Below are 19,821 nucleotides of genomic sequence, written 5' to 3'. Positions count from 1 at the left end.
AACATTTTAATAAGTGCTAAGTTTATATTTCAAAATAAGAAAAAACTATGATTGCAATATTGTCACCGGCTAAAAGTCTGGACTTTGAGAAACAATTTGATTTAAGGAGTACAAAAACACGTTTTAATGAGGAAACTAACCATCTAATTGAGGTTCTTAAAACCAAATCGGAAGAAGAGGTTCAAGAGCTGATGAGGATTAGTGATAAATTAGCACAATTGAATGTGGAGCGCTACGATAATTTCAAAAAGCGTACTCCAAAATATGCCAAACAAGCAGTCTTAGCTTTTCAGGGCGATGTTTACCAAGGCATGGAAGCAGAGGATTTCACTCAGGAAGAACATGATTATGCCCAACAGCATATCCGAATTTTATCTGGTTTGTATGGTTTACTCAGACCATTGGATTTAATCCAGCCTTACAGATTGGAAATGGGCACTAAACTCGAAACAGACAAAGGCAATAATTTGTATGAGTTTTGGGGAGATAAAATTACCGAGCAACTTAAGAAAGATATTAAATCTCAGGGAGATAAAATATTGGTAAACTTAGCTTCCAATGAATATTTCAAATCTGTCAACAAGAAAGAATTAAAGAAGGATTTCCAAATTATCGATATTGAGTTTAAGGATTTCAATAACGGAAAGTATAAAATAGTTTCATTTTTTGCCAAAAAGGCAAGAGGCTTAATGGCTCGCTATATTGTCAAAAATCAAATCGAGAAAGTGGAGGATTTAAAAGGCTTTGACTTGGATGGATACTCTTTTGATGCAGAGAATTCTAATGAAGCAAAGTTGGCTTTTAAAAGAGGTTGAATTAAATGCTAGTGCGAGCTTAAGATTGCTTCACCCTAAAGGGATTCGCAATGACGATAAAATTAATCAGAGTTTGTTATTAACTGATATTGATAGTAATAACCGTCATTGCGAGGAACGAAGCAATCTAATGTATGCGAATAGCTAACCATAGATCATAGGACTTAATTTTATTTTTTTGCCTATTTTAAAGTTTGTTTTTAGGTTGTTAATTCTTCCTCTAATTCTTTAAATTATTTCAATATATTTAAGTCTGAATAAAATTTAAACTCTATGAAAAAGCTATATACAATTCTAATTGCCTTATTTATTGTTCCTTCACTTTCCTTCTCACAGGATTTACACAAAATTGCTTTGGAAAAAGCAGAAGATATTGAAGAAAAGGTAATTGAGTGGAGAAGGCATTTTCATGAAAATCCTGAATTATCTAACAGGGAATTTAAAACTGCTGAGAAAATTGCGGAGCACTTGAAAGGCTTAGGCTTAGAGGTGGAAACTGGCATTGCACATACCGGAGTGGTGGCTATTTTAAAAGGAGGAAAACCAGGTCCAGTTGTAGGTTTAAGAGCCGATATTGATGCATTGCCTGTAACAGAGCGAAATGATTTGCCTTTCAAATCTGAAGTGGTAACTGAATATAATGGTCAGGAAACAGGCGTAATGCATGCTTGTGGTCATGATACCCACATTGCAATCATGATGGGAGTTGCCGAAGTTTTTAGTGAAATGAAAGAAGACATTCCGGGTACTATCAAATTTATATTTCAACCTGCTGAGGAAGGAGTTCCAGCAGGAGAAAGGGGAGGAGCTAAAATGATGGTAGAAGAGGGTGTGTTGAAAAATCCTGATGTGGAAGCTATTTTTGGTTTGCATATCAATGCTGGAACCACAGTTGGGCATATCAAATACAAAACAGAAGGCATTATGGCGGCTTCTGATAGATTTACCATCAATATCAAAGGTAAGCAAGCACATGGTTCTACTCCTTGGGCTAGCGTTGATCCCATTGCGGTTTCTGCTCAAATCATCAATAGTCTGCAATACATTGTTTCAAGAAATTCAGAATTAACCAAAGAGGCAGCTGTAGTGACTGTAGGAATTATGCAAGGGGGTAATCGTTTTAATATCATACCTGAATCAGCCATGTTGGAAGGAACGATCAGAACATTAGATGAAAGTATGAGGGAAATGATTCATGAAAAGATTAAATTAACTGCAACTAATATTGCAGAAATAGCAGGAGCAACTGCGGAAGTGGAAATAGTAGAAAATGCTCCTTTAACTTATAATGACATTGATTTGACCAATAAAATGGTATCTTCCTTGCAAAAAACAGTAGGCGAAGAAAAATTGCATTTAATGAAAGCTATTACTGGAGCGGAAGATTTTTCTTATTTCCAGAACGAAATCCCTGGCTTATATTTCTTCATAGGTGGGAAACCTGAAACAGAAGTGGAAGGACAAGCTTTAGGAGGACATCATACACCTGATTTTTATATAGACGAAAGTGGAATGATAACAGGAGTAAAAGCTTTTATTAATTTGACTTTGGATTATATGGAGGCAGAGTAGTTGGATTATTTGCCCCAAAATGGCTACACGAGGAATATTGAGTGCGGTTTGACGGTTAGAACCGTCTATTCGCTAATCTTTAGTTCTTGCGGTTTCATTTATCGGTCAGACGGTGGAAAACCGTCAGACCGGAGGTACTGGGACTTCCAACTTTGAGCTTCCAATTTCTAACTATTGTATCTAAACATCTCAATCTCCTCTCCATCCAGCGTATAATATTTACTCATTAAATTGCCAGTGAGGCAAGAATGAATTGGAAGAATATAAAGTAGATCACCAATTTTAATTTGATCAAAAGCTTCATCAGGAACATGGATAGTGCCATGTTCCTGAGATAGTTTTTTAACATACCAACCTGAAATAGGATCTCCCCATCCATTTTCTTTTTCCTCAGCTATTAATCCATAAATGGTTTTGCCGTCTTTTTCTATCCTGTCTTTAGAGAAATGTACTGCACCCCCATAAACAATCACTTCATTTCTATCTGCATGTTTTGCTACCACCGGACAAGACATGGCAACTCCAATATCTTCATATTGACAAGAACTGATTTCCGCTTGCATTACGTCATAAAAAACGAAATTTCCAGGACGCATTTCGTCAATATGCTCAAAATTTTCGGAAACGCTACAAGTTGGAGTATCGCCATTTGAAATAATGATATCAGGATATTTCTTTATGAAATAATCCTTCAGTTTGATCATTTTTTCGGTTGTATAGGCATGAATCTCATCAATTTCAGCCTTTCCTTTTGCTCCGTATGTATGACCGGCATGTTGTAAAAAGCCTTTGATTGTAATAAGATGATTGCTTTCTAAAGCTTCAAGAATAGATTGTATTTCAGCATAATTTTCAGCAGCAAGCCCAGTTCTATGATAACCTGCATCTATTTTTAAGAATACACCAACCGGGTGCTCCAAAAAATCATTTAAAGCTTTAACTGTTTCAATGGATTCAACGCATAAGTTTAATTTTATTTTTCCAGCTAAGTCATTAACCGTGGTGTGTTCTAAAATATTCAGAGGAAATGCAACAGTTATATCTACCCAACCAGCATTAAAAAAATACTTGGCCATTTCTAATGAGGATACTGCGCATTTGTCAATCTCATAATCTCTAAACCATTCTCCTATCCTTTGTGATTGATGAGTTTTAAAATGAGGACGTAGTTCACAATTGAACCTTTTAGCTCTTTCAGTCATTCGCTTTATGTTTTTGCGAACAATATTTTCATCTATTAATAAGGTAGGTTTCGTGATATTCATAACTGTTATTGATCCAAATGAATGAGTTCTCCTCCATTACTAACGGCTACATCTACTCCAGGATTTCCTTTATACAGGATTCTTCCTGCATTTTCTATATTGCCAATCAGGCTATCTTTTACATTTACAATTATATCATTATATCCTCTTTGTAATACATTGGCTCTATTACTTATTAAATCACCGCAATCATATTTTCCATCATTGAAATAGGCTGCAATTCGTAAACCATTACATTTACCTGCTACATTAAAATATGTAGATGAATTGCTTAAAAGACTGGTGTTGTTATTATTGATTTTCAGATTTACTTCATTAGTGGCGCTTTGAATACGAATTACAAAATCATTTCTAATTGTATCAGCAGAAGTAATCTCACCATTACTAAGGCAGTTTACTCTTATTGTGCTTTTATCAGTAAACCATTTTAATTTTGGTTTTTCAAAATCACGGGTCCAACCGCAAAAGTTTTGATTAAAGAAGCTCAGTGAGTCATTTTCATGATCCATAACAATTTTTGGAATCAGGTTTTTCCCATAAGTCAGTTCAAAATATTCCTCATCGTTTTCCACTATTTCCAATTCTATATCATCATGGATTAATAATTCAGCGAAATCTGGAAAATCATCAATTATGACTGTGGTTTCTTCTCCTGATTTTTTAATGCAATCGAAGGCATCTTCTGAATCACAAGCCTGATAAGAAAAAGAAGCCAATAGTAAAAAGATACATTTTATATTTTTATTTAGAACCTCCATCCAAATCCTATTTCTGCTTGTTCTGCTGTTGCGGCATGAGTTTTTAATGCAACTTGTGCCATAATGTTTTCATGAAATTGATAACGCAATCCGAAACGCTGATAAACAGGCATATTCGATTTGCTTGGGTTGTAAATATATACACCTACTTGAGTGATAAAGCCTAGTTTACCAAATTTTAACTCGTGCCCAATCAATAGTCCTAACCTTCTGAAGTCAGTGATTTCCTCTTCATCAAATAATCGGTACCAATTGGTTGCTATTTGTTCTTTTAAAGAATAGCTGTGAAAATATTCTAGTCCAACGCCCCAATCACTTTTAGGATTTACATATTTTTGACCATATAAAAGTAAATTAAAGAAGGGTAATGGTTCTCTTACTTGTAAAGTACGTGTATTTCTCCCACCAGTCAACAATAAATATACTTGATACGGGGTCTTGTCCAATGGAGTAATATCCCTTATTTCCTTTTCTTCTTGGCTTTTGATTTTATAGGACATTCCCATGTTAGCTGTAACTATATTAACACCTCTGTTAGGAGCCCTCTGCGCACCATTACTCGCATGTGTAATATTTAAATTTGGTGTTAAGCTAATTTGCTCATTTAATTTGATTTCATAGGTTAAGCGAGTTTGCAATAAGTAAGTTATGGTGCTTGTCACCATGTTATTTTGATTATTGGTTTCCCTATCATAAGGATTTGTGCTGTAAACTAAACCTGTTCCGATTCGGAAGTACAAAGCAGTGTTTTCAGTTCTTTTCAGGGGCAGATCCATGGCTACTGAGCCTATTATCAAATGCCCTAATTTCGGATTTTGTAAATTGTAATAAGATAAACCATAGCTCACTAAAGGCTTTTTATATAAATTTTCCCATTCCCGTTTACCATTTAATTTCTGCTGTAAACTCAACTCAATACCTTTAGGATGGGAGTTAGCCAAATGCCCAACATGTTCATTATGCTTTAAAATAAATCCTTTTATGGCTTGCCCATTTAAAAACCAATCATATTGCTGAGCATAACCAGATAGGCTTAAAAACAGGAAAATAATTGCAAGACTAATCTTTTTCAAATCTTTTTAATTTAAACCGCAACAGGAGCTTTTATATGAGGGTGGTATTGATAATCAACTAATTCAAAATCCTCAAATTTGAAATCAAAAATGTTTTTCACTTCAGGATTGATTTTCATTTTAGGAAGAGGATAATGCTCTCTTGATAGTTGCAATTGAGTTTGTTCCAAATGATTGGAATAAAGATGGGCATCACCAAATGTATGGATGAATTCGCCTGGCTCTAAATCACAAACCTGTGCTACCATCATGGTCAATAAAGCATAAGATGCAATATTGAATGGTACTCCTAAAAACACATCTGCGGAACGCTGATAAAGCTGACAACTTAATTTACCATCTGCTACATAGAATTGAAATAATGCATGACAAGGAGGCAAAGCCATATTCGGAACATCTGCTACATTCCATGCACTTACCATTATTCTTCTCGAATTAGGTGTGTTTTTAATCTGATCAATTATTTGGCTTATCTGGTCAATATGTTGCCCTTCAGGTGTAGGCCAATTTCTCCATTGAGAACCATATACTGGCCCTAACTCACCATTTTCATCTGCCCATTCATCCCAAATGGAAACACCGTTATCTTTTAAATATTTGATATTGGTTTCCCCTTTCAAAAACCAAAGCAATTCATGAATGATAGACCTTAAATGTAGCTTTTTTGTTGTCACAACCGGAAACCCTTCAGATAGATCAAATCGCATTTGATAGCCGAAAACACTAATTGTGCCAGTCCCCGTTCTGTCACCTTTTTGAACGCCATTGTCTAAAATATGCTTCATTAATTCATGATACTGCTTCATCTTGCTATGATTTTATTGTCCTAAAGGAAATTAAATTTAAAGTTAATAATTGGAAAAATACTATCCATGAAACATCATATAATATAATACTATGTGAGCAATTGTCACTAATGCTAAGCGCGCAAATTCTATTCTATTTCGCTCTGATTTTTCAGTTTTAGTATATAGATAATAAAAAACAGCGTAATAAGGTATAGGTAAAGCAATAAAAGCAATTTCTGGAATGGGTAATCTGCCCATTATTATAATGATTGCTGGTAAGTAATATATAAATGCTGAAAATCTTTTCGCTTTTTCTAAATCCATTTTTTTTAAAGTTTTTCATAAATAATTGCTGCGCCTTGCCCAACACCAACACACATGGTAGCCAAACCATATTTTACATTTTCTCTTTTTTGCATTTCATGTAAAAGAGTGGCTGATATTCTTGTCCCACTTGCGCCCAATGGATGACCAATGGCTATAGAGCCACCATTCACATTGATTATTTCAGGATTTAAATCAAGATCCTGAATACAGGCAATCGATTGTGAAGCAAAGGCTTCATTCAGCTCAATTAAATCTAAATCTGCAACTTTCAAACCAGCTCTTTTCAATGCTTTTCTAGTAGCTGGTACATGCCCAATCCCCATGGTTTCAGTGACCTACACCCGCAATAGCCATGCTTACAACTCGAGCCATCGGCTTTAAATTGAATTTCTTTAAGGTTTCTTCATTCACTATTAAGCTAGCTGCTGATCCATCATTTACTCCACTGGCGTTTCCTGCTGTCACAGAGCCATCTTTTTTGAAAGCAGGTTTAAGAGAACCTAATTTTTCGATAGAAGAAAGCCTTGGATGCTCATCTTTATCGAAAATGATATCATCTGTTTTTCTTTGAGGGATAGAAACTGGAACCAATTCATTATTGAATTTTCCTGCTTTATGAGCAGCATCATATTTCAGCTGCGAGTTATGAGCAAATTCATCTTGAGCTTCTCTGCTTATTTTCCATTTTTCAGCCACATTCTCAGCTGTTTCTCCCATAGCGAATGGATAGTGCATTTCTGCTAATTTTGGATTTATAAATCTCCAACCAATGGTGGTGTCATAAACTTCTGGTTTCCTAGAGTAAGCAGTTTCTGCTTTAGCCATCACAAAAGGAGCTCTAGTCATGCTTTCAACACCGCCTGCAATAAAAGCTTCTCCATCACCCAACATGGTTGCGCGACTAGCATCCATTATGGATTGTAAACCTGAAGCACATAATCTATTAACAGTAATTCCGCCAACTTCAATCGGTAAACCAGCCATTAATCCAGCCATACGGGCTACATTTCTGTTATCTTCACCGGCTTGGTTGGCAGCCCCAAAAATCACATCTTCCAAAAGTGATTTGTCAAAATCAGGCTGTCTTTCTAATATGCTTTTAATAATATGAGCAGCTAAATCATCGGGTCTTACGCTGCTTAAAGTGCCTCCGAATTTTCCAACAGGAGTTCTTGCTATATCTACTATGTATGCGGTATTAATCATTTCCATAAATTTTATAAAAGCGAAATTAAGCTTTTTAAATTCAAGCTGAAAATGGCAGAGCAAAATGTTAATCTTGTTTATGGTTTTTTGTTTCTGTTACGCTTTAAAACAGAAAGGGCAGATTGCATTTGCAATCCGCCCTATTCATCATCATCCATCATTTGAGGTCATCACTCCTCAAATATTTTAAATAGTGCCTATTAGGCATTTATTGAGATGTTTAAAAGGTACTTATGAAATATGTACCAAATTAAACCTTATGCTGATCTATTATACATTGCTTTACCTTAAGCTTTTATACAAATCAGGACATTTCCCTTTGTAGTTTTTGCTCGGGTCTTTTCCTTTCCATTGAAACCTGTAAGATAAAGTAAATTCATTGGTAGCACCATAATTTATCTGAGCATTTTGTAAACTGTGGTCGTAGCTATAGCCTAAATTGAATTGTTGGTAGGAAAGTCCAATTGTAAAAACCATGGCATGCTTTACTCTGTACCAAGTACCTAAAGTCAAAAAGTTATTATTCCAATATCCTCCGAGATTTAAATAATCATTACCAGCTTGATTTTCATATACAATAGATGGTGTAATGGAATAGGCTTCCTTACTGTATGCGTATTTTTGGAATCGATAAGCTATATGGGCTGTGTATCTACTAGGTAATACGGCATCTGATTCCGGATTGAATCTTTCTTTAGGGGTATTGATGTGGGAAACATTTAATCCTGCAATCAAGTTTTCAGCAGCATAAACAAATCCAACCCCAACATCTACCATATTGGTTCTGGATTGACCAAATCTTTCAGCAGTAGGATAACGATTGCTGCTTCCTGCTCTCATTTGATCTTCAAAAGTTAATTTATTCCAGTCAAATGATTTTTGAAAATAATTCAAAGTAATTCCACCACCAATTACAGCTCTATTATTTAATTCAATTCGGTGAGATAATGTAGTACCAATTGCATTGTTATTGATAACGCCATCCATTTGCTGATCATTTAATGCATGAATGGCTAAACCAGATTGTTTACCAAGAGGTGTGTCAAATGAAAAATAGGAAGCATTATAAGCTTGGAGGTTGCTCCATTGTTGCCTATGAGCCAAAGTTAATCTTGGATTTCCTTCAGAACCTGCTAATGCGCTATTTAAATAAATAGGATTAGCATAGAATTGAGAAAAATAAACGTCTTGTCCCTTTGATTCCATATTAAAGCTTAGCAGAATTGCCAAGATCGCTGGAATGATGAATAATTGTTTCATGATGATTTCATTTTGATGAATGATATTACAAATATGGGGGACATCATCATCCTATAAATCAGCAGAAAACGGAATTTCCAGCTAGGGGAAATACTTAGAAGAACCTAGATGAAGTAGACAAAAGACAGTTGACAATAGACAAGCCAAAAACTTCGAGCTTCTGACTTCTAACTTGCTAGTATAGAGTATCAAGTAGCTAGTATCTAGAAAATTATGCATCTCTCAACTTGCCAACATGTCAAATTGAAAACTTGCTAACTTAATCCAATCTACCCAGTTTCCCATCCTTCATCTCATGTCTTTCATCAGAAAGGGCTGCTAATTCTTTATTGTGGGTCACTATTATAAAGGCTTGACCTAATTCATCTCTTAATTTTAGGAATAAGGAATGGAGCTCTTCGGCATTTTTGGAATCTAAATTTCCACTTGGCTCATCCGCAAATACAATGGAAGGGTTATTCATTAAGGCTCTGGCTACGGCTACTCTTTGTTGTTCACCACCACTGAGCTGACCTGGTTTGTGATGAGATCTTTCTTCTATGCCCAAAATCTTCATTAATTCTTTTGCTCTTTCCAAAGATGCTTTTTCGTCTTTTTTGGAAATGTAGGCTGGAATTAGAATATTTTCCTCGGCTGTAAACTCAGGCAATAGGTTATGAAATTGAAAGATAAAGCCAATCGCACTGTTTCTGAAACTGGATAGTCGGCTTCCTTTTAGTTGACTGATATCTTTATCATTAAAAAATAGCTCGCCACTGTCGGCTTGGTCTAGAGTTCCTAATATATGCAATAAAGTACTTTTTCCAGCTCCACTAGGGCCTACAATTGCACTGATCTTAGCGGCATCCAACTGAAAATCAATGCCATCTAAAACTTTTAGATCACCGTAATGCTTTTGAATATTTTTAGCTCTCAATATGCTCATGGCTCAAAGATAATGAAAAGGTGAAATATGAAATATGAAAGTTGAAATATCTGGAATCTATTATTAAATATCTATATTACTGTCATTCTCTGAAATAAGTTGACCGTTTTTAATCGAATAAAGTTATGATAAAAACGGGAAAACGTATCAAAGCCAGGAAGAGATTTTCTGAGGAATTCAAGCGTAAAATCGTAGGTGATTTTGAAAAAGGCATTATGAGTGTCTGTCAAATGGAGAGACATTATAATATATCAAATGTCACTATTTACAAATGGATTTATAAATTTTCTTCTTATAATGAGAGAAATGTCAGGATAGTTGAGATGAAAGACAGTCAATTCAATAAGGTCAAGGAGCTTGAAGAAAAAGTTAAAGAGCTGGAGCAGGCAGTAGGTCAAAAGCAGATAAATATTGACTATTTAGAGAAGATGATAGAGTTGGCGAAAGAGCAATATGATATCGATATCAAAAAAAACTTCAATACCCCACACTCTGGTGGTTCCAAAAGAACAGGGAAAGAATGAGCTATAGCCTAAACAAACTTTACAGGGCAGTTGGGACAAGCAAGCAATCAGTCCATCAAGCCAAGCAAAGACAGTTTTCTTTTGATAAAGAACTGGAAGAGTTGGTAAAGTTGGCGGATCAAATCAAGAAGGTTCATCCGGGTTGTGGGGTTGAAAAGATGTACTATACGCTTAAACCTAAGTTTATGGGCAGGGATAAATTTTGCGAGATATTTATTTCACTGGGTTATGGAGTAAATCCTGAGAGAAACCACCGTAGAACTACGATAAGAGGTGTTATAAGCTATCCTAATTTAATAGAAGGCATGCAGATAACAAGGCCCTATCAAGTGCTTCAGAGCGATATAACCTATTTTTATCTCCATGAAAGGTTTTACTACTTGATATTTATCGTAGATGTCTATACCAGAATAATATTAGGTTACAGGGTCAGTGACCATATGAGAAAAGAGGCAAACTTAAAGGCACTGCAAATGGTATTGAAATCAACGGGTGCTGATTTAAGAGATAGCATACACCATTCGGACAGAGGGGCTCAATACAGCAGCTTAACCTACACCGGTGAGCTGAGAAAAAACGGCATGCACATTAGCATGGGTGAATATGCCACCGATAATGCCTATGCTGAAAGGGTCAACGGAACAATTAAAAATGAATACTTGAAAAAATGGGAAATAAGGAGTTTTAACGATTTAAAAAGGAAAACAAAAAATGCTGTTGATCATTATAATCAATCTAGGAAACACAGAGCATTTAAAATGGAACATTCTCCTAATGAATTTAAAGAGAATTTATTAACTTTAAATGCCCAAGATAGACCGAAGGTGATTATTTACACCGAGGGAAGGAAAAACTTCCAAGGGGCATCGAGCCCCTTAGAAGTTTGCCCAAGAAAAGAACCTCAGGCTCATAATTGCCCGTGGGATTATAAAATGAATGTTTAACCAAAACGGTCAATGCTATTTAGGGATCGACATACTTCAAGCTTCTAACTCCTAACTTCATATTTCAACCTTATTTCTACTTTAGTTTCATGCCTTACTTTCAATTTAGTTAAATATGGAATGTGTCTCAACATCAATACATCCTCACCTAAATACCTCGACACTTACACACATAATTTTAAATTTGTAATTCGTAATTAGCCTTACAGGTTGAATAATAATATTAAATGCCGTACATTCGCACAAAAATTATCCAAGAATGAACATACACGAATATCAAGCCAAAGGAATACTTGAAAAGTACGGAGTAACCATTCAAAAAGGAATCGTTGCCGATACACCTGAAGAAGCTACTGAAGCTGCTAAAAAGCTCAATCAAGAGACTGGAACCGAGTGGTATGTGCTAAAAGCGCAAATCCATGCAGGAGGAAGAGGAAAAGGAAAAGTGAAAGAGACAGACTCAAATGGAGTAGTATTGGCCAAAAGCTTAGAGGATGTAGCACCAAAATCTAAAGCTATTTTAGGAGGTACTTTAGTGACGCATCAAACTGGTGAAGAAGGTAAATTAGTGAGCAAGTTATTAGTAGCTCAGGATGTATATTATCCAGGCGAACATGAGCCTAAAGAATATTATGTTGGAATCTTATTGGATAGAGCAAAAGGATGCAATGTAATTATGGCTTCTACTGAAGGTGGAGTTGATATTGAAGATGTTGCTGAAAATACACCAGATAAAATTATCAAAGAGTGGATAGATCCTCGCGTTGGATTACAAGGATTTCAAGCTAGAAAAGTAGCTTTCAAATTAGGTTTGGAAGGTGATGCTTTCAAAAATATGGTGAAATTCATCCATTCTCTTTACAATGCTTACGATGCTACGGATTCTTCAATGTTTGAAATCAATCCTGTATTGAAAACATCTGATAACAAAATCTTAGCAGTAGATGCTAAAGTAAATTTAGATGATTCTGCATTGTTCCGTCATAAAGATTTAGCAGAAATGCGTGATAAATCTGAGGAAGATCCTGCTGAAGTAGAAGCAGCTGAATCAGGTTTAAATTATGTGAAGTTGGATGGTAATGTTGGCTGTATGGTAAACGGTGCAGGGTTAGCAATGGCTACTATGGATATCATCAAATTATCAGGCGGTGATCCAGCTAATTTCTTGGATGTTGGAGGTAGCGCAAATGCTCAGACAGTTGAAGCTGGTTTCAGAATCATTTTGAAAGACCCTAAAGTAGAGGCTATCTTAATCAATATTTTTGGTGGTATCGTTCGTTGCGATAGAGTTGCCAAAGGAGTTGTAGAAGCTTATAAAAACATAGGAGATATAAAAGTGCCAATCATCGTTCGTTTACAAGGAACAAACGCTGAAGAAGGTGCGAAAATCATAGAAGAGTCAGGCTTGAAAGTAACTTCTGCTATTGTATTGAAAGATGCAGCAGAACGAGTGAAAGAAGCACTTTCGTAATTAATAATTATTAATTACTAATTAATAGGCACCTGTAGCTCAATTGGATAGAGTATCGGATTTCGGCTCCGAGGGTTAGGGGTTCGACTCCCTTCAGGTGCACTTATTAATTCTTCAAAAGACTTTAAAACCTCTCAAAGGACATTTGAGAGGTTTTTTTATTATCAAAGAGCTACACAACAAACGGATCAATCTGGAAACCTGGGAAGGTGTATTTTTCAAGTATAGATTTTGACAGTCTGTAATGGAAAAACGATACGTTTTTCACCCTTGTAACAACCACAAAAAATGGTACTTGCGTTTCCTGATATTGGGATTATCAATAAAAGTAATTGATATACAATTTATTGTAGCGGGGTAGTTTGGGAGTTGATTTTTGGAGGGATTTCTTCTGTACATGATTCCTTGTGATGTTCGTTATGTTGCATCAACTGCAAGCTTTGCAGGTATTTTGCTCATTGGTTTCCGGTCTTATCCAGACCTCCTTGTTGATCTTGTCTGAAAATCGTCATTTTATCAGGTATTTTTCCTTTTAGTGCTTCCCCGTTCCCGCCATGCTTCGCAGGGTGGTGGTTGAAAATATTAGATTTGGCAAGATCTATTTTGCAAATAAATAAACCCTCAAAAACTTTCGATAAAACAAAATTCCCTATATTTTCATTGCTTCCGGCACAAAACTACGTCAGAAGGTCTACGAAAAGATAAGAGGAGTAGGAGATAAGCACCAATAATTGCCGTTGTGGAATAATTTTTTATTGTCCAGTCACAACATTGTTGGCTGAATATATGGGGGTACCCTTAAGAACTTTACCTATCAAAGGATTAAGTATTTATTTGAATGATATGTGACAAACGGATTTCAAAATAGATGATTAGTTTTTAATTGTTAACTTTCCTAAGCACCTTCTTTTACCCCAAAGTCTTTTTCTAATTTCATTTTATTTACACCGTCTGAAATCAAAATAAAGTAATCACCTGACTTTAATTTATAATCAGATTTGGGGCTTTTCACCAATTTATCATCTATTACTAAACCGATGGCTACTGCATTGTAATTTTCCTTAAGCTTCATAAATGCATTTATATACATTGAACCAATATAGGGGTTAGAATCCAATATTTTATATTGTTGAATGTCGTAGTCTGCTTCAGAAACACTAGTAGTCATCAAGTCTTCCGTATAAGTTGCTACTTGAGGTTCAAATATATAACTGGCTACTAATTTTGAAGCTACAACTGAGTGAGCTATTACCTTGGTGATACCTGCACTTTTAAAAGTTTCTACTAAGCTTGGGTTTTTACAAGTTACAACAATATTAACATCAGGATATCTCTTTTTCAAATTCAATACGAAAACAAGGTTTTCAGTATCTTCATTAAAATTCACATATAAAGCCCTGGATTTCTCAATATTTACTTTTTTAAAAACTTCTCGGTTTTTATAATCAGTAAATAGGCAAAAGCAATTATCCGAAGGGAAAACAGATTTGATAAGGTCAATATCATTTTTTGAATCTACCACAAAAGCGATTTTGTGACCTGTATTGTAGATTTGTTCTGCTACCTGACGGCCAAAATCATTCCAGCCTACAACTATATAGTGGTTTTCGAAATCTGTACCGTAAAAACCATTTTTTTTCTTTTCCATATACTGATTGATTTTAGTTGTTATTTCTCCAATAATAAATCCTAACACTCCTATGCTACCTAGAATTAATAAAAGTCCTAAAATTTTGCCGAGTGGGGTGGTAGGGTAAAGGTCTCCATAACCTACAGTTGTAAGTGTAACTATGGCAAACCAAAACGCATCATAGATGTCTTTGATATTGCTAGTTGGAGATAGTGATTCAATATGACCAATCAGACCAATAACAATCACATAAAAAATTAATCCGATAAACAGATATTTTAATTTCCTCATACCTGATTATTTAATACTTTTTGTATTATTATTTTCTGGATGACTTACGGCCATCTTATCTTCTTCAAAAGAGATCTCTAGATTTGTTTCTTTTAGCAATTTTTTAAATTGCAATGTTTTTTCTTCATTACAACCACTAAGTTCTACATAACTCCACCCATTTTGCGGAAAAGTATGTATAGCTAAATGTGATTCTGCCAAGAGCCAAATTGAGGTATATCCCTGAACCGGAAAATGGTGCTCTGAAAAGTTTAACACTGTGAAGCCCGTATCACTCAATAGCTGATTGAATCTGCTTTTTAGATATTCGGAATCAACATTTTTAGCCCAACACCTTAAGCTGAATATTTTTGGCAATATTGATTTATATTCTAAAGTTTTTGACATAAGGTGATTAGTATAAGTCCCAATTTCCTTTTAAATAATATTTGTATAAAACAGGATTATGTATTTGATTAACTTCTACACTATCTTGTTCCCACATATAAGTATTTTTACCAAATGAGGTCAATAAACTCATCGCTTCATTATTGATCCAAGTGGTTTCAATATCACTAAAATCTAGTTTTAACATAGGCTCTTTTAAAGATTCATAGGGAGACTTTTTCTGCCCCAAACTCCATCCCCATTCACCCATGGTAATTACTTGATTGTGCATGGCTTGCGTAAGAAACCCTGCTTTTTTCATTGTCTTTCCAATACATAAAAAGGCTTTAGTGGCAAAATAAGGACTTCCAGCTTGCGTGATGATAACTCCCTGCGGTCTTAATTGTCTATAACAACTACGGTAAAATTCGTAGCTATACAATCTTCCCAGCTCAACGGAGCGCGGATCAGGTAGGTCTATGATAATAACATCATAATAATCTTTATCATTTTGTATGAGTTTGTAGCCATCATCATTAATTATTTCAACCTTATCATTCAGTAATGAGTTTTTATTTAAATTGGTTAGAACAGGATGGGTTTTCCCAAGATCAGTCATGGCAGGATCTAAATCCACTAGTTTAATAGATTCTACAGATGGATATTTTAATATCTCACGAACCGCACAGCCATCTCCACCGCCTAATACCAATACGTTTACAGGATGAGGATGAAGCTTCATGGCAGGATGTACTAGTGGTTCATGGTACATGACCTCGTCTTTAGTACATAATTGTTGATTTCCATTAAGGTAAAGCCAATAATCTTCCTTCCACTGCGTAAGTACTATGCGTTGATAGGCTGTCTGCTCGCTATATACTACTTTATCAAGATATTTGCTTTGTTCTCCAAATAGAATGATGGGTTTGGCTATAAATAAGCCAATAATTAAAGTTGCTAAAATAAAAGAACCTGAAGTCGAAATGGTTTTGCGTTCTTTCATTTTGAGCTCGCTCCATAATCCAACGATTAAAGCTGTTGCTACAATTAAGTTTACAAAACCAAGAATGAATGGAGTGTAGATAAGCCCAAGTAGTGGTAATCCTATAAAAGCGAAAAAAACTCCTCCAAGCAAACTTCCATAATAGTCGTTTTCCAAAATACTTGAAATGTTATATCTCAGTTTTTCAAATTTATTGTTCATTCGAATAACCAAAGGCACTTCCATACCTATCAGCAAGCCTATAATAATAGCAAGCGAATATATTAATGCTGCAATTGCGGAGGTATAAGCTGATGCCGTATAAACTATCAGCGGTGAAAAGGAAACAAGAAATGATAGGGTGAACTCTACAAGTAGAAACCGTTTCAGAAGGTTTTTTTCAAATGATTTACTAATTCTACTCCCTACTCCCATAGAAAACAGCATCAGTGAAATGATTATAATCCATTGAAAAATGGAATCACCTAAAAAATAGGTTGCCAATGTAGAAAGGATATACTCCGCAACTACACCTGAAAAACCTGTTGCAAAAATAGCAGCCTTTAAAAGTGTCGACCTTTTAATATCCATAAAATCTACTTCTTTCCATTCAATTTAGTAATCGGGCAATAAAAATAAGATTGGTTTTTAGATTATAAACACCAAGTAATTAAAACTGAACCTCCGATATAAGCAAAAGCTTCAATTATTGCTGCTCCACAATTAGGATGTTCTTGATTTATGATTTCATCGGTAAGTTTTTCCCCAGGTAATAAAATCTTATCTGTTAAATAGCGTAAAACAGGTAGTAAAATCAATCCTGCTCCAATTTCAAGACCAGCTTCTGATAATTTTGAAGCCCAACCGTAAAACTCCCCGGAAATACCAAATCTAATGAGGTTACCCATAGCTACTATGGCTCCAGCAAAACCAATTCCTACTGCTACATTATCCTTCTCAATATGTTCATGTATATCATATGGAGTAATAATATTATATATCTTAGCAACAAGAATAAGAGCAAATTGACCGATTGCCCAAAATGCTATAGCAGAAATTAAACCTGCGCTCAGGCTGTCACTTTCACCTGTGATAGCTCCGAAAATAATTAAACCTGATGAAATGGAAACGGCTGCTTCAATAACTCCAGTGCCTACATTCTGGTCTTCAATAATTTCTTTCCTTACTGAGAATTTAGTGAGAATAACTTTATCTGTAATAATTACAGAAATATTTAAAAGGACAATAGCAAGAGCGCCATATATAGAAATATCAATAATATCATTGATCAATCCTTCAGAGGGTCCTATAATAGCACTTCCTATAGCAATTAATAAACCTATAAGATACCCAGTATGAGCCATACTAAAAGCAAGGTTGTCTTTCTTTACGAGTTCTTCTTTAATACTGATATCCTTATGTACCAACTGATATACCAGCTTACCAATGAAAAACAACACGAATGCCAATGCCATATAAGCGATGGCATTGTAAATTACATTTGAGAATTCAGAAATTGTCATAATTTTATATTCAGATTGAGAAGTTATTATTTACCTGACCCACCGCTTCTGGATCTGTAAGATGATCTACTAGATGATCTTGAGGCACTTCGTGCTCTTTTTGTTGTTGTAGCCGAACGTGAAACCCTGCTTATAACATCACTTTTAAAAGTTGAAGGTTTTGATCCCCAAGTGGTGTTTCTACCAGTCTTTCCATAGGTTTGAGTACCGTAACTTGGTCCACCATTTCCTCCATAATATGATCTGCCAGATCCATAAAATCCTCCACGGTAATTGTCATAATAAGGTCTTCTGACAGGATAGGCAGCTAAATTAAACAAACTAGACATGAATGCATATTGGCCATAGAACTGCCAAAAAGAGCCACCGTCACGCTGCTGCCATCTACCATATTTATCATTGCCAATAAAGTTACTGTAGCCGGCAGGTGCGGTCTCTTTATGCAATTCGCCATTTTTCTTATACACTATCTCCATCCCCAAATCATTAATGTGCTGATCAAAAAACACATCAGAAACCGTTTTCCATGGAGTTTCTTTCACAAGCACTGTGTCTTGTTCAGGTATTAAAACCTTGTATTTGTGTTTGTAGATCGTAGAGGAACCAGTTCCTTCCGCATCCATATCAGCTAAAATGATTGAGAAATCGGATTTGTCGGAATATTCTTGTACAATGTTATCGACAGGAGATTTTTCCCATCCGGATGTTTCACTGCTGCTACTTGAACAGGTTTTTATAACCATAAATAAAATTATGGCAGCAATGATAAATTTAATTGTGTTACGACTCATAATAATTCATTTATTTCTACAGAATGTTAGTCTTTACTTGCCGGAAGAATACTAGAAATTTCATAGACATTAATAAATTTACCAGAAGATGCTTCAAATTCTTTTTCACCCCATTGCTCAATAGTAATGAGTTTATCTCCTGATTGGTCTGTGTAATCCCAGGCAATAAATTCTTCCCATGCTTCACTACCTTTTGATAAATCATTAAAGTAACCTGGAGACTCTTCTTCTAATAAATATTCCGAACCTTCAAATGTTAATTTTTCAGGTGGCTTTTGTGTTGACATTAATTTTTGAAGCACTTCATCTCCTAAGGCTTTAACCTTTATTTTATTTGACAATGAAAGAATAACTTCATCGTCTTCTTCCAAAGAAAGGAAGAGGGTTTTCTCTCCATTACTTATTTTGAATTCATGGGTGAAATAATCATCTCCCCAATCATATTCATAAACAGCTTGAACTTCCCAGGTAGAAAGATCATATTCAAAAACAAAACCTACATCTAAATCCTGTACTCTGATATTAGTACTGTCATATTGCGGTTCATCTTTTTTCTTTGAAAAAAAATTATCGAAAAGTCCCATAAAGAGAGATTAGTTTAAATGATTATTTTTTCTTCATCTTTTCTTTAAGAGCCTCTAAGGAAGAACTTGCTGAAACAGATTTTTCACCTAATACGGAATCAATTTCATCGTCAATACTTCTACTTTCAGATGCAATATCTCCATAGGCTTCTGCCATAGCTTCCTGCTGATCAACTTTTTCCTTCATCTTTTCCAACATCCCCACAGTACTTGAGCTGTCAATTCCAGATAATTGTTTGTTTATTTTAGCACTTGCACTACTCACTCTAGAGCGAGCTTTTAATGTTTTTAACTCATTCTCATATCGGTTAATAGTAGACTTTAACTTCTTAACATTATTGTCCAACTGAGCTATGTTATTGTCAAATCGGTTTACTTCTTCCTGTGCCCTGTTTGCATCTGAGGTAGCGTCTTCTTTACGACTAAGTGCTTCAGTAGCCAATCTGTCCGCCTCATTGGCGTCAAGCTCACCCTTTTCTGCTTTTTGAAGCAACATCATTGCTTTTTGCTCATAAGTTTGAGCAGAAGATTTCGACTCATTTAATTGTCTCTTGCTTCTAATTGCCATTGCTTTTACCTCTGCAAGTGCTTGTAAGCTTTTGTCCAAATCTTTTTTAAGATCTCTAATGCCCTGTTCGGTCATTTTAATTGGATCTTCTAATTTATCAATAGCTGCATTGGTTTCAGCTTTGCCTACAGTAAAAAGTCTTGAAAATATTCCCATTT

Annotated in this window: 19 protein-coding genes, 1 tRNA gene and 1 pseudogene; 6 read left to right on the top strand and 15 right to left on the bottom strand. The window is 35.3% G+C overall.

What is annotated here, in order from left to right:
- Positions 1 to 47 precede the first annotated feature (47 nt).
- Together yaaA and ABWH96_RS13520 are read left to right on the top strand one after the other, a co-directional pair.
- Positions 48 to 815: a peroxide stress protein YaaA gene (gene yaaA, locus ABWH96_RS13525; RefSeq protein WP_375578055.1), complete on the top strand. Its 768-nt coding sequence runs from the start codon at positions 48 to 50 to the stop codon at positions 813 to 815.
- A gap of 273 nt (positions 816 to 1,088) precedes the next feature.
- A complete protein-coding gene (locus ABWH96_RS13520; RefSeq protein WP_375578054.1) occupies positions 1,089 to 2,387 on the top strand; it encodes an amidohydrolase in 1,299 nt (432 codons plus the stop codon).
- A gap of 167 nt (positions 2,388 to 2,554) precedes the next feature.
- On the opposite strand, the gene ABWH96_RS13515 is transcribed toward ABWH96_RS13520, so the two are convergent.
- The 8 genes and pseudogenes from ABWH96_RS13515 to ABWH96_RS13480 form a co-directional block, all read right to left on the bottom strand.
- A complete protein-coding gene (locus tag ABWH96_RS13515) occupies positions 2,555 to 3,652 on the bottom strand; it encodes an alanine racemase (protein ID WP_375578053.1) in 1,098 nt (365 codons plus the stop codon).
- Positions 3,653 to 3,657: 5 nt separating this feature from the next.
- Positions 3,658 to 4,410 (bottom strand): GIN domain-containing protein, encoded by a 753-nt coding sequence (locus ABWH96_RS13510; RefSeq protein WP_375578052.1) that lies wholly within the window; start codon positions 4,408 to 4,410, stop codon positions 3,658 to 3,660.
- Positions 4,398 to 5,483, bottom strand: coding sequence for an acyloxyacyl hydrolase (locus ABWH96_RS13505; protein WP_375578051.1), 1,086 nt, complete (start codon positions 5,481 to 5,483; stop codon positions 4,398 to 4,400). The genes ABWH96_RS13510 and ABWH96_RS13505 overlap by 13 nt, the downstream gene beginning before the upstream one ends.
- Positions 5,484 to 5,494: 11 nt before the next feature.
- Positions 5,495 to 6,289: a thymidylate synthase gene (locus ABWH96_RS13500; RefSeq protein ID WP_375578050.1), complete on the bottom strand. Its 795-nt coding sequence runs from the start codon at positions 6,287 to 6,289 to the stop codon at positions 5,495 to 5,497.
- Positions 6,290 to 6,349: 60 nt separating this feature from the next.
- Positions 6,350 to 6,595 carry a hypothetical protein gene (locus tag ABWH96_RS13495; protein ID WP_375578049.1) on the bottom strand — a complete coding sequence of 82 codons (246 nt, stop codon included), beginning with the start codon at positions 6,593 to 6,595 and terminating at the stop codon, positions 6,350 to 6,352.
- A gap of 5 nt (positions 6,596 to 6,600) precedes the next feature.
- Positions 6,601 to 7,801: pseudogene (locus ABWH96_RS13490) on the bottom strand (acetyl-CoA C-acyltransferase).
- 285 nt (positions 7,802 to 8,086) lie between these two features.
- Positions 8,087 to 9,064, bottom strand: coding sequence for a PorP/SprF family type IX secretion system membrane protein (locus ABWH96_RS13485; protein ID WP_375578048.1), 978 nt, complete (start codon positions 9,062 to 9,064; stop codon positions 8,087 to 8,089).
- Positions 9,065 to 9,323: 259 nt separating this feature from the next.
- Positions 9,324 to 9,983: an ABC transporter ATP-binding protein gene (locus ABWH96_RS13480; protein ID WP_375581486.1), complete on the bottom strand. Its 660-nt coding sequence runs from the start codon at positions 9,981 to 9,983 to the stop codon at positions 9,324 to 9,326.
- A gap of 131 nt (positions 9,984 to 10,114) precedes the next feature.
- On the opposite strand from ABWH96_RS13480, the gene ABWH96_RS13475 reads away from it, so the two are divergent.
- The 4 genes from ABWH96_RS13475 (at position 10,115) to ABWH96_RS13460 (ending at position 13,030) form a co-directional block, all read left to right on the top strand.
- Positions 10,115 to 10,513, top strand: coding sequence for a transposase (locus ABWH96_RS13475; RefSeq protein ID WP_375577609.1), 399 nt, complete (start codon positions 10,115 to 10,117; stop codon positions 10,511 to 10,513).
- Complete coding sequence (locus tag ABWH96_RS13470) at positions 10,510 to 11,457, top strand: IS3 family transposase (protein WP_375577610.1); 948 nt, start codon at positions 10,510 to 10,512, stop codon at positions 11,455 to 11,457. The genes ABWH96_RS13475 and ABWH96_RS13470 overlap by 4 nt, the downstream gene beginning before the upstream one ends.
- Positions 11,458 to 11,716: 259 nt before the next feature.
- Entirely contained in the window at positions 11,717 to 12,928 is a 1,212-nt protein-coding gene (sucC, locus tag ABWH96_RS13465) for an ADP-forming succinate--CoA ligase subunit beta (protein ID WP_375578047.1), read from the top strand.
- A 28-nt stretch (positions 12,929 to 12,956) separates the two neighbouring features.
- A tRNA-Arg gene (locus ABWH96_RS13460) sits at positions 12,957 to 13,030 on the top strand.
- A 793-nt stretch (positions 13,031 to 13,823) separates the two neighbouring features.
- On the opposite strand, the gene ABWH96_RS13455 is transcribed toward ABWH96_RS13460, so the two are convergent.
- The 7 genes from ABWH96_RS13455 to ABWH96_RS13425 form a co-directional block, all read right to left on the bottom strand.
- Positions 13,824 to 14,849 (bottom strand): potassium channel family protein, encoded by a 1,026-nt coding sequence (locus tag ABWH96_RS13455; RefSeq protein WP_375578046.1) that lies wholly within the window; start codon positions 14,847 to 14,849, stop codon positions 13,824 to 13,826.
- 6 nt (positions 14,850 to 14,855) lie between these two features.
- Positions 14,856 to 15,236: an S-adenosylmethionine decarboxylase family protein gene (locus ABWH96_RS13450; RefSeq protein ID WP_375578045.1), complete on the bottom strand. Its 381-nt coding sequence runs from the start codon at positions 15,234 to 15,236 to the stop codon at positions 14,856 to 14,858.
- A gap of 7 nt (positions 15,237 to 15,243) precedes the next feature.
- Entirely contained in the window at positions 15,244 to 16,788 is a 1,545-nt protein-coding gene (locus ABWH96_RS13445) for a polyamine aminopropyltransferase (protein ID WP_375578044.1), read from the bottom strand.
- A 62-nt stretch (positions 16,789 to 16,850) separates the two neighbouring features.
- Positions 16,851 to 17,720, bottom strand: a complete 870-nt coding sequence (locus ABWH96_RS13440) for a DUF350 domain-containing protein (RefSeq protein ID WP_375578043.1) — start codon at positions 17,718 to 17,720, stop codon at positions 16,851 to 16,853.
- 26 nt (positions 17,721 to 17,746) lie between these two features.
- Positions 17,747 to 18,511: a hypothetical protein gene (locus ABWH96_RS13435; RefSeq protein WP_375578042.1), complete on the bottom strand. Its 765-nt coding sequence runs from the start codon at positions 18,509 to 18,511 to the stop codon at positions 17,747 to 17,749.
- 26 nt (positions 18,512 to 18,537) lie between these two features.
- On the bottom strand, positions 18,538 to 19,095 hold the full coding sequence (locus tag ABWH96_RS13430) for a DUF4178 domain-containing protein (protein ID WP_375578041.1): 558 nt from the start codon (positions 19,093 to 19,095) through the stop codon (positions 18,538 to 18,540).
- A 22-nt stretch (positions 19,096 to 19,117) separates the two neighbouring features.
- Positions 19,118 to 19,819, bottom strand: coding sequence for a PspA/IM30 family protein (locus ABWH96_RS13425; RefSeq protein ID WP_375578040.1), 702 nt, complete (start codon positions 19,817 to 19,819; stop codon positions 19,118 to 19,120).
- Positions 19,820 to 19,821: the final 2 nt, after the last annotated feature.

It is taken from the genome of Marivirga tractuosa, assembly GCF_042140215.1.
Taxonomy (GTDB): Bacteria; Bacteroidota; Bacteroidia; order Cytophagales; family Cyclobacteriaceae; genus Marivirga; species Marivirga tractuosa_A.
This window is presented reverse-complemented; position numbering and strand designations above follow the sequence as displayed.